Genomic DNA, 9,019 nt, shown 5'->3' on the forward strand with positions numbered 1-9,019 from the left:
CAGGTGTCAATGCCGCCAAAGCCCAGCCGTCCTTGCGCCCAGGCACGCGCCACGCGCGGCTGATGGCGCAGCAGATGGGCCGCCCAGAGGTAGGGCGAGCGGCTGCCGACCGGTCGCCCCAGACGCGGTCGCAGCCGCTGATCCCAGTGCGGTGCCAGTGCCGCCAGTTCGGCCGCGTGCCGGCTGTCCTGCCAGGACAGTGCCGGTGCCAGCGGTTCTCCGCTCACGGTATCCCACACCACGGCGCTGGCGCGCTGGTTGCACAGGCCGATGGCGCGCACCCGCAGTCCCTTCTGGCGCGCCTGCTGCAGGCTGGCGCGGCACGCGGTGAGGGTCTGCTGCCAGATCAGGGCCGCATCCTGTTCCACCACGCCGCTGCGCGCGGAGTGCGTGCGCAAGGGGCGTCGGTGCAGGCAGGAGACCAGGCCATCGGCCGTCACGATCGCCGCGCGTGTGCTGGAGCTGCCAGCGTCGATGGCGAGGATCCCGTCACGGCTGTTCATGGCGGCTTCTGTCGACAGGAACGGGCGCACTGCTGGCGGTGGCGTGGCCGGAGCGGTAGGGGCGGGAGTCAATCAAGGCGGCGACATCGTCGATGCCGCGCAAGGGGACTGCGGTGTGCACAGGGCTCTCCTGATGTTGACTGCAAGAGGCCTGCGCACTGCGCGCGTGAAGAGACCATCTTGCAGATGGTCTCTTGTGTGAATTATCTGCCGGGCAATTCTATGAGCCCGGCGACGGGCTTGTCAACGACCGCAAAAGGGGGCGCGGCAGCCGATCTCGCCTGTTTTCAGGGGCGTTCACCCCTTGCCAGACGTGCCCGGACGTGGGCCACGATCTGCGGCAGGTCGGCCACCGAATCGATCACGTAGTGCGCGCCGGCGGCGTGCAGGCGTGTTTCGGCGTGTGTCTTCAGACGCTCGATTTCCTCGGGCGGCAAGGCATCCAGTTCTGCCCGCGTGAACCCCACTTCATTGCCCGAAAGGGAGAGGCCAACGCTCCACATGCCGGCGCGAATACCTTCCTCAATCCCCGGCACCGTATCGTCGACCTTGATGCAACAGGCCACGTCATCGATCTGCAGCGCCAGCACGTTGGCCAGCGCCATGTAGGGGCCCGGACGGCCACCGGCCTCCAGTTCGTCGCCGGCCACCACGTGGTCGGGGCGCAGGCCTTCCTCGGCCGCCATCGGCAGCAGCACATCCAGCACCTGGCGCGGATAGCCGGAGCAGGAACCGATTTTGAGACCCTGGCCGCGCAGCCAGGCCAGCACCTGCGCCGCGCCCGCGATGGGCTGCGAATACTGGCCGACCTTGGCGATCTGCATCGGCATGAAGTGGGCATAGATGGCATCGATATCCGCCTCCGTAGGGGCATGGCCAGTGCGTTGCTGCCATTGCGCCGCCAGCGAAGGCTCCTCCAGCAGCAGACGGATGTGTTGCCACTTGGATAATCCCATGGGCCCCCGCGCCTGTTGCAGCGTCAGAGCGATGCCGAAGCTCTCGAAGGCATCCACGAAGATCTGCGTCGGTGCCAGCGAACCGAAATCGACCAGTGTGCCCGCCCAGTCGAAGATGACGGCTTGCAGGGTGCGGCCGGGGCCGGAGGCGGGGATCATGGATTCTCCTTGGAAATGCAGTGACGATGGCGGACAAGCAGGCAAGGCAGGCCTGTGAAGGTGGCCGCCGGGATGGAGGAAGAGCTTAACCCCTGTTTGTGACGGGCTTGTTATCGATATAATCCATGAAATTGGATGATACTATTGATAGGATCTATAGATGACACCCTCCCAACTACGCGCTTTCCTGGCCGTGGCGCGCCATCGCGGCTTTTCGGCGGCGGCCCGGGCGCTGGGCGTGAGCCAGCCCACGCTGACGACCCAGGTGCAATCGCTGGAGCGCGAGCACAACGTGGAGCTGTTTTTCCGCCGGGGCCGGCGCGTGGATCTGTCCGAAACCGCACAGCGACTGTTGCCGATCGCCCAGAACATCGCAGAACTGGAACTCGATGCGTTGAACCTGCTGGTCAATTCGGGCGCGCTGCACGTAGGCCATCTGCGCATCGGTGCAGTCGGTCCTTTCCACGTGATCGAGATGGTCGATGCCTATCGCGCCCGCTATCCCAAGGTCGAACTGTCAATCAAGCTGGGCAATTCGGCGCAGTCGCTGGCCGACCTGGCCAATTACGTGACCGATGTGGCGGTGCTGGCCAGCTTCAATGATGATGCGCGCTTTCATTCTGTTCCTTATGCTGATCACGCCGTGGTGCTGTTCGCCCATCGCAGCCATCCGTTCTACCAGCGCGAGGCGGTGTCGTTGGCCGAACTGGACCAGCAGCCGCTGATCATGCGGGAGCAAGGTTCTACCACGCGGCTGGCGCTGGAGCAGGCCTTGCAGCAGGCCGGTGCGCAGCCGCAGGTGGTCATGGAAATCGGCAGTCGTGAAGCGTTGCGCGAGGCGGTGGCGCGGGGCCTGGGCTTGGGGGCCGTTTCCGAGGCAGAGTTCATTCCGGATGAACGTTTCCGGATGGTGCGCATCGCGGGGGATCCGGTGTCCACGCATACCTACGTCTATTGCCTGGCCGAGCGCCGCGAAGGGCGCCTGGTCGGTTCCTTCATGAAGATCGCCCAGCGCGCCTGACACCCCGGCCACTGTCGCGGAGGCTTTGGCTTATCATTACGGATTGTTCATTTTCTGACCAGGAAGCGCGACCGTGATCAAGCCCATCGCCATGTTGACACTGAAGGATCATGCAGAAAGCGCCGATCCGGCCACCACGCTGCCGCGCCAGGTGCGTCAGTACGTGAATCATGCGTTCTGAGGCCGGCATGAGTCTGTCCGTTACTGACATCTTCCCGCAGGGGAATCCGTATCTGGAAGCACTGGGCGTGGAGGTGCTGGAATACGGCAATGACCGTGCCGTCATGGCACTGAAGCTCAAGCCCGAGTTCATGAACAGCTGGCATGTGGCCCAGGGTGGCATCAGCATGACCTTGCTGGACGTTGCCATGGGCCTCTCAGCTCGCGCCGGCGCTCCCGATGCCAAATCCTCCGCCACCGTCGAGATGAGCACCAGTTTCCTGCAGCCGGCCGGGCACGCAGGGGACACCATCATCGCGCGCGGCCACACTTATCACCGCTCCACCACCATGTGCTTCTGCCAGGCCGAACTGTTCAACGGCGATCGCCTGGTGGCCAAGGCCATGGGCACCTTCAAGCTGATTCGCCGCCTGGATATCTCGCGCAAGCTGGATCAGGAGTGAGCGGAGCACGCTGTTCTTTTTTTGCAGGAAATCCACCATGAAAATCACCACCGGCAGCTGGGAGCAGCTGCGTGCGCAGGCCCAGCCGATTCGCTTCGAGGTCTTTGTCGATGAACAGAAGGTACCCGCCGAGATCGAGCTCGATGAGATGGACCCGCATTGCGTACACGCCGTGGCCTATGACGATGCTGGCCAGCCGCTGGCGACCGGCCGCTTGCTGCCGGACGGGCACATCGGCCGCATGGCCGTGCGCAAGGCCGGGCGCGGCCAAGGCGTGGGCGGCGCCGTATTGCAGGCCTTGATTGCCGCGGCTCGTGCACGCGGTGACGCCGAAGTCATCCTCAATGCCCAGGTGCATGCCGAGGGCTTCTACCAGCGCCATGGTTTCGCCCGCGAGGGTGAGCAATTCATGGAAGCCGGCATCCCCCACATCACCATGCGCGCGCGACTGCAAGGGTCGGCCGCTTGATCGTCCTGCTCAAGCTTGAGAGGCCGGCGGCGGCATTGCCGGACGGCTCTCGTCCAGTCTGAAGTAGCACAGCTGGGCGGTCAGTTCGCGCGCCCGTTCGGCCACCAGTTCCGCAGTGGTGGCCAGTTCCTCGGAGGCGGCCGCGTTGCGCTGGGTGGTGTCATTGAGCTGCATCACCGCCGAACCGATTTCCTGCACCCCTTCCTCCTGCAGGCGCGCCGACAGTGTGATCTGGTTGATCTGCTGCGAGGCTTCACGGATGCCGTTGAGCGTGCCGGCGGCCAGGCGCTGGCTGGTGGCCTCGGCCAATTCCACGCTTTGCTCGGCAATCACGCTGATCTCCTGCGCGCTGCCCTGGCTGCGCTCGGCCAGCTTGCGGATTTCAGCCGCCACGACGGAGAATCCGCGCCCGTGTTCTCCCGCGCGCGCCGCCTCGATGGCGGCGTTCAAGGCCAGCAGATTGGTCTGGTAGGCGATGTCGTCGATTACGCCGACCTGGCGCGCGATGCCGCGCATGGCCGCCACCGTGCTCTGGACGGCCGCGCCGCTCTGGTCGGCATCGGCAGCAGCGTTCAGGGCGATCTGGTCGGTGCGGCGGGCATGTTCTCCGGTCTGCTGGATGGCCAGGCTGATGTTGCTGATGGCGCTGTGTACTTCTTCCACGGCGGCCGCCTGCTCGTTGGAAGCGCTCGCCAGGTCCTGGGCGGTGGCATTGAGCTGGCGGGCGGAGTCGCCCAGGGCCTGCGTCAGAAGCGTGACGCCGCGCAGGATGTCGGTGAGCCGTTCGCGCATGCCTTGCATTGCGTACAGCAGGCTGCTGCGGTCCCGGCGGCGCAGGGTGACCGCCACGCCCAGATTGCCTTCGGCGATCTGATGCACGATGTGGGCGGCGTAATCCGGCTCTCCACCCAGCTGGCGGCGCAGGCTGATCATGATCCACAGCGCAATGGCCACGCCGATGGCCAGCGCCAGTCCGGCGATCTGCAGGTTGTGGGTGCGCAGTTGCCGATAGTCCTCCAACGCCGCTTCATAAGAGGTGCGCGTAAAACTTTCCTGCAACTGGCCCAGGGCGGCCAGCTGCGTCGCCAGGCCGGCCAGCTCGCTGGTCAGCGGGGTCCAGCGGCGGTTGGCCTGCAGCGGCTCGTTGCTGCGCAACAGGTCCAGCACCACGGCGCGCTCGGCAACGTAGCGCCGCCAGCTCTGCTCGAAGCGTTCCGCCTCGGTCTGTTCCTGCGGCTCCAGCCGCGTCGCCCGGTAAGCTTGCCAGCCTTGCTCGAAGGTCGCATCCAGCGCGGGGATGCGCTCCAGCAGGGGCTTGATGCGATCGCTGCTGGTACCGTTGCTGTCGTCAATGGCGGGGGCGGGCAGGTTGGCCATCATCAGGGCGCGGCCCATGACGTCGCGGTTCAGGTAAAGCGCATCGCGCACCCGGGCAATGTGGATCAGCGCCATGGTGCGGTCTTCATAGACGTAGCGCAGCTTGTCGTTGCTGGAGGCCATGCCCTGTATGTCGCGCCAGGCCAGCAGGACTACGCTGCCGCACAGTACCGCCACCAGGATGGCCAGGCGGGCAGTGACCGTCAGTTTTCGTTGCACGATGTTTTCCTTGTAAGTGCCGACTGCATCCGGAGAAAAAATGAACCGTTCAGTCCGGCACAGAATATAGCGAATTTTGTTGCTATGCAGAATGAAGAATAAAGCAGTTTGCGTGCCTCTTTAGTGACGCTATGTGGTTTCCCACAATACCCGCCCGGAAATGACTGCGAGATACTTGCGGCCGAACCGGGGAGGGGGAGTTCTCCCGGACAAACAATAAGTACCCGCCAGAACGGACGACGATCCGACAACGGCAGGCGGCAGGTCTCCACGGACCCGCCGGTCATCCATGTTTCAAGGAGAAAGCACTATGTCGGCGCAAAAACCGCCCCTTTACAAGTCCCTGTATTTCCAGGTCCTGTGTGCCATCGTGATCGGTATCGCGCTGGGTCACTTCTATCCGTCTACCGGTGAAGCCATGAAGCCGCTGGGCGATGGCTTCGTCAAGTTGATCAAGATGATCATCGCGCCGGTCATCTTCTGTACCGTCGTCATCGGCATCGCCGGCATGGAAGACATGAAGAAGGTCGGCAAGACCGGCGGCCTGGCCCTGCTGTATTTCGAAGTCGTCAGCACCGTGGCGCTGGTCATCGGCCTGTTGCTGGTGAACTTCCTGCAGCCTGGCGTGGGCATGAACGTCGATCCGGCTTCGCTGGATACCAAGAGCATCGCCGCCTACACCGCCCCGGGCAAGATGGGCTCGGTGACCGACTTCGTGCTGGGCATCATCCCCACCAGCATGGTGGACGCCTTTGCAAAGGGTGACGTGCTGCAGGTGTTGCTGGTGGCAGTGCTGTTCGGCTTCGCGCTGCACAAGTTCGGCGGCCGCGGCACGCTGGTGTTCGACTTCATCGAAAAGATCTCGCACGTGCTGTTCTCGGTGGTGGGTGCGATCATGAAGGTGGCCCCGATCGGTGCCTTCGGCGCGATGTCCTTCACCATCGGCAAGTACGGCGTCGGTTCGCTGTTCTCGCTGGCCAAGCTGATGGGTACCTTCTACCTGACCTGCCTGCTGTTCATCTTCGTGGTGCTGGGCATCATCACCCGCCTGCACGGCTTCTCGATCTGGAAGTTCGTCAAGTACATCAAGGAAGAACTGCTGATCGTGCTGGGTACCTCGTCCTCGGAATCGGTGCTGCCGCGCATGCTGGCCAAGATGGAAAACGCCGGTGCCAAGAAGACCGTGGTCGGCCTGGTGATCCCGACGGGTTATTCCTTCAACCTGGACGGCACCGCGATCTACCTGACCATGGCGGCCGTGTTCATCGCCCAGGCGACCAACACCCCCATGACCTTCGTGCAGGAACTGACGCTCCTGGGCGTGCTGCTGCTGACCTCCAAGGGTGCAGCCGGCATCACGGGTTCGGGCTTCATCGTGCTGGCGGCAACGCTGTCGGCCGTGGGCCACGTGCCGGTGGCCGGCCTGGCGCTGATCCTGGGCATCGACCGCTTCATGTCGGAAGCTCGCGCACTGACCAACACCATCGGTAACGGCGTGGCCACCCTGGTGGTCGCCAAGTGGAGCGGTGAACTGGACAGCGAACGCCTGACCAAGGTCTTGAACAACGAGACCGTGGAAGACGCGCAAGCACCTGAAGCCGTCCTGGATCGTACCGAAGCCAAGATGCATCACTAAGCAGGGAGGCGGGAAGCACTCCCGCACCCATTGCCTCGTCGGCCCCATCCTCGCGTCTTAGTTGGCGTGGCGATGGGGCCGATGTTTTATGGCCGCACCGCCTGCATCACGAAATCCACGAACGCCCGCACCCGCGCCGACAGATGGCGATTGTGCGGATACAGGATGGAGAAACGCCGGGTACGATGCCCGGCCGACTGCAGTACTTCCACCAGCTCGCCCCGTTGCACGGCGGCTTGCGCGATGAAGTGATAGATCTGGAACAGGCCCCCGCCCGCAATGGCCCAGTTGACGCAGCCCAGTACGTCGTCATGGATGCGCTGCCGGCTCCGGAAATGAAAATCCATGTCGCGCCCTTGTCCGTCCTTGAAGATCCACGGCATCGCGCGTCCGGTGCTGGGGAGGATGAACTGGATGCAGTCGTGTTGTTTCAGCGCTTCCACGCTGTCGGGCGTGCCGCGCCGGGCCAGATAGGAGGGCGCCGCAAAGACGCCCAGCGTGGCATCCTCCAGCGTGTGCGCGATCAGCCGCGAATCCTGCGGCACGCCCAGGCGGATGGCCAGGTCATAGCCCTCTTCGACGAAATCGATGACGCGGTTCGCAATGCTCAATTCCACCTCGATCTGCGGAAACGCCGCCTGGAAACGCGGCAGCAACGGCAGCAGCCGATAGTGCGCATAAGGCGTGCCGACGCTGATGCGCAGCGGGCCGCTGGGCACTTTCTGCTGGCCGGTGAGGATGCGTTCGGCCTCGGCGATCTGTTCCAGCGCCTGGCGGCACTGCTCGTGATACAGCTCGCCCTCGCGGGTCAGCCGGATCTGGCGCGTGGTCCGGGCGAACAGCCGTACGCCCAGACGAGCTTCCAGCCGGCTGATGGAACGGCTCACCGAGGCTGGCGTCAGGCCCAGCGCCTCGGCGGCGGCCGTGAAGCTGCCCAGTTCGGCGGCTTTGCAGAACAGTTCGATGCTGCCTAACTGGACGGGATCGAAGTTGCGCATTTGTTCAATGGTGTAATGAATGAATTGAGAGGAATGGAGTTTATCTTTGTTTTTGATGGGAATACAGTGATCGGCAGTCTGGCAATGCCGCTTTGCTGCAGATGCCGTCCCTCCCTCGTGAAGAAAGGAACACCATGAAGAAGCCCAACATCCTGATGATCGTCACCTCCAGCAGCCGCATGGGCGACACCGACAAGCCCACCGGCCTGTGGGCCGAAGAGCTGGCAGCCCCGTACTACGCCCTGGTGGATGCCGGTGCCTCGGTAGTCATCGCCTCCACCGCCGGTGGCAAGACGCCGATCGATCCGGGCAGCCTCAAACCGCAAGGCCAGAACGATGCCATCGTCGAACGCATGCTGGCCGATGCGGAACTGCAGCAGCGCATCGCGGCTACGCGTGCGCTGGGCGAGATCGAAGTCGGCGCGTTTGATGCGGTGTTCTTCCCCGGTGGCCATGGCACCATGTGGGACCTGCCCACCGATGCCAACGTCAAGAAGACCGTCGAGAGCGCCTATGCCGCCGGCAAGTTCATTGCTTCAGTCTGCCACGGTGCCGCTGGCCTGGTGTCGGCCGTGAAGGCCGATGGCAAGCCGATGGTGGCTGGCAGGCGTGTCAATTCCTTCACAGATGCTGAAGAGCGCGAAGTGGGACTGGCCGAGGTCGTGCCCTTCCTGCTGGAGAGCCGTCTGCGTGAACTGGGTGGCGTCTTTGAGGGGACCGACAACTGGCAGGTGTTTGCCATCCGTGACGGCCAGCTGATCACCGGCCAGAATCCGCAGTCTTCCGAGCGCGTGGCTGAAATGTTGTTGGAAGCGCTGGAACTGGGTGCCTGATTTTTCCTGTCGTCTGCTGGTTGAAAGGCTCGTCCCATGCGGGACGGGCCTTTATTTTTCCGTGCCGACGATGCCCTTGACGAACCAGCGCTGCGCCGCCACCACGAACACGGCGGGGATCACGATGGCTACCAGGGCCGCCGCCATCAGCAGGTTCCACTGCGGCATCTGCCCGCTTTCCACCGGCAGGAAGCTGGCCAGCGCGAGGGTGATGGTGCGCATCTG

Annotated in this window: 9 protein-coding genes; 5 read left to right on the plus strand and 4 right to left on the minus strand. The window is 63.9% G+C overall.

What is annotated here, in order from left to right; all coding sequences use genetic code 11:
- Both B3873_RS15285 and phnX read right to left on the minus strand, forming a co-directional pair.
- On the minus strand, positions 1-503 hold a 503-nt coding region (locus B3873_RS15285), incomplete at its 3' end, for an FGGY family carbohydrate kinase (RefSeq protein WP_286867108.1).
- Positions 504-790: 287 nt separating this feature from the next.
- Positions 791-1,618 carry a phosphonoacetaldehyde hydrolase gene (gene phnX / locus B3873_RS15290; protein ID WP_286867109.1) on the minus strand — a complete coding sequence of 276 codons (828 nt, stop codon included), beginning with the start codon at positions 1,616-1,618 and terminating at the stop codon, positions 791-793.
- 160 nt (positions 1,619-1,778) lie between these two features.
- Here phnX and B3873_RS15295 point away from each other — a divergent pair, with 160 nt between their 5' ends.
- From B3873_RS15295 to B3873_RS15305, 3 genes are all read left to right on the plus strand, one after another.
- Positions 1,779-2,639, plus strand: a complete 861-nt coding sequence (locus B3873_RS15295; RefSeq protein WP_039787906.1) for a LysR substrate-binding domain-containing protein — start codon at positions 1,779-1,781, stop codon at positions 2,637-2,639.
- Between the two features lie 188 nt (positions 2,640-2,827).
- Entirely contained in the window at positions 2,828-3,262 is a 435-nt protein-coding gene (locus B3873_RS15300) for a PaaI family thioesterase (protein ID WP_039787905.1), read from the plus strand.
- A 37-nt stretch (positions 3,263-3,299) separates the two neighbouring features.
- Complete coding sequence (locus B3873_RS15305; protein ID WP_134222603.1) at positions 3,300-3,731, plus strand: GNAT family N-acetyltransferase; 432 nt, start codon at positions 3,300-3,302, stop codon at positions 3,729-3,731.
- 9 nt (positions 3,732-3,740) lie between these two features.
- Here the strand turns inward: B3873_RS15305 and B3873_RS15310 are convergent, their stop codons facing one another.
- Positions 3,741-5,327, minus strand: a complete 1,587-nt coding sequence (locus B3873_RS15310) for a methyl-accepting chemotaxis protein (protein WP_286867111.1) — start codon at positions 5,325-5,327, stop codon at positions 3,741-3,743.
- Between the two features lie 310 nt (positions 5,328-5,637).
- On the opposite strand from B3873_RS15310, the gene B3873_RS15315 reads away from it, so the two are divergent.
- Positions 5,638-6,963, plus strand: a complete 1,326-nt coding sequence (locus tag B3873_RS15315; protein WP_039787901.1) for a dicarboxylate/amino acid:cation symporter — start codon at positions 5,638-5,640, stop codon at positions 6,961-6,963.
- Between the two features lie 86 nt (positions 6,964-7,049).
- Here B3873_RS15315 and B3873_RS15320 read toward each other — a convergent pair whose 3' ends face one another.
- A complete protein-coding gene (locus B3873_RS15320; protein ID WP_209581671.1) occupies positions 7,050-7,961 on the minus strand; it encodes a LysR family transcriptional regulator in 912 nt (303 codons plus the stop codon).
- 134 nt (positions 7,962-8,095) lie between these two features.
- Here B3873_RS15320 and B3873_RS15325 point away from each other — a divergent pair, with 134 nt between their 5' ends.
- Positions 8,096-8,794: a type 1 glutamine amidotransferase domain-containing protein gene (locus B3873_RS15325; RefSeq protein WP_286867114.1), complete on the plus strand. Its 699-nt coding sequence runs from the start codon at positions 8,096-8,098 to the stop codon at positions 8,792-8,794.
- The last annotated feature ends 225 nt before the right edge of the window (positions 8,795-9,019 follow it).

Origin of the sequence: Herbaspirillum sp. UBA812, from assembly GCF_002296545.1 — a bacterium.
GTDB lineage: Bacteria > Pseudomonadota > Gammaproteobacteria > Burkholderiales > Burkholderiaceae_D > Herbaspirillum > Herbaspirillum huttiense.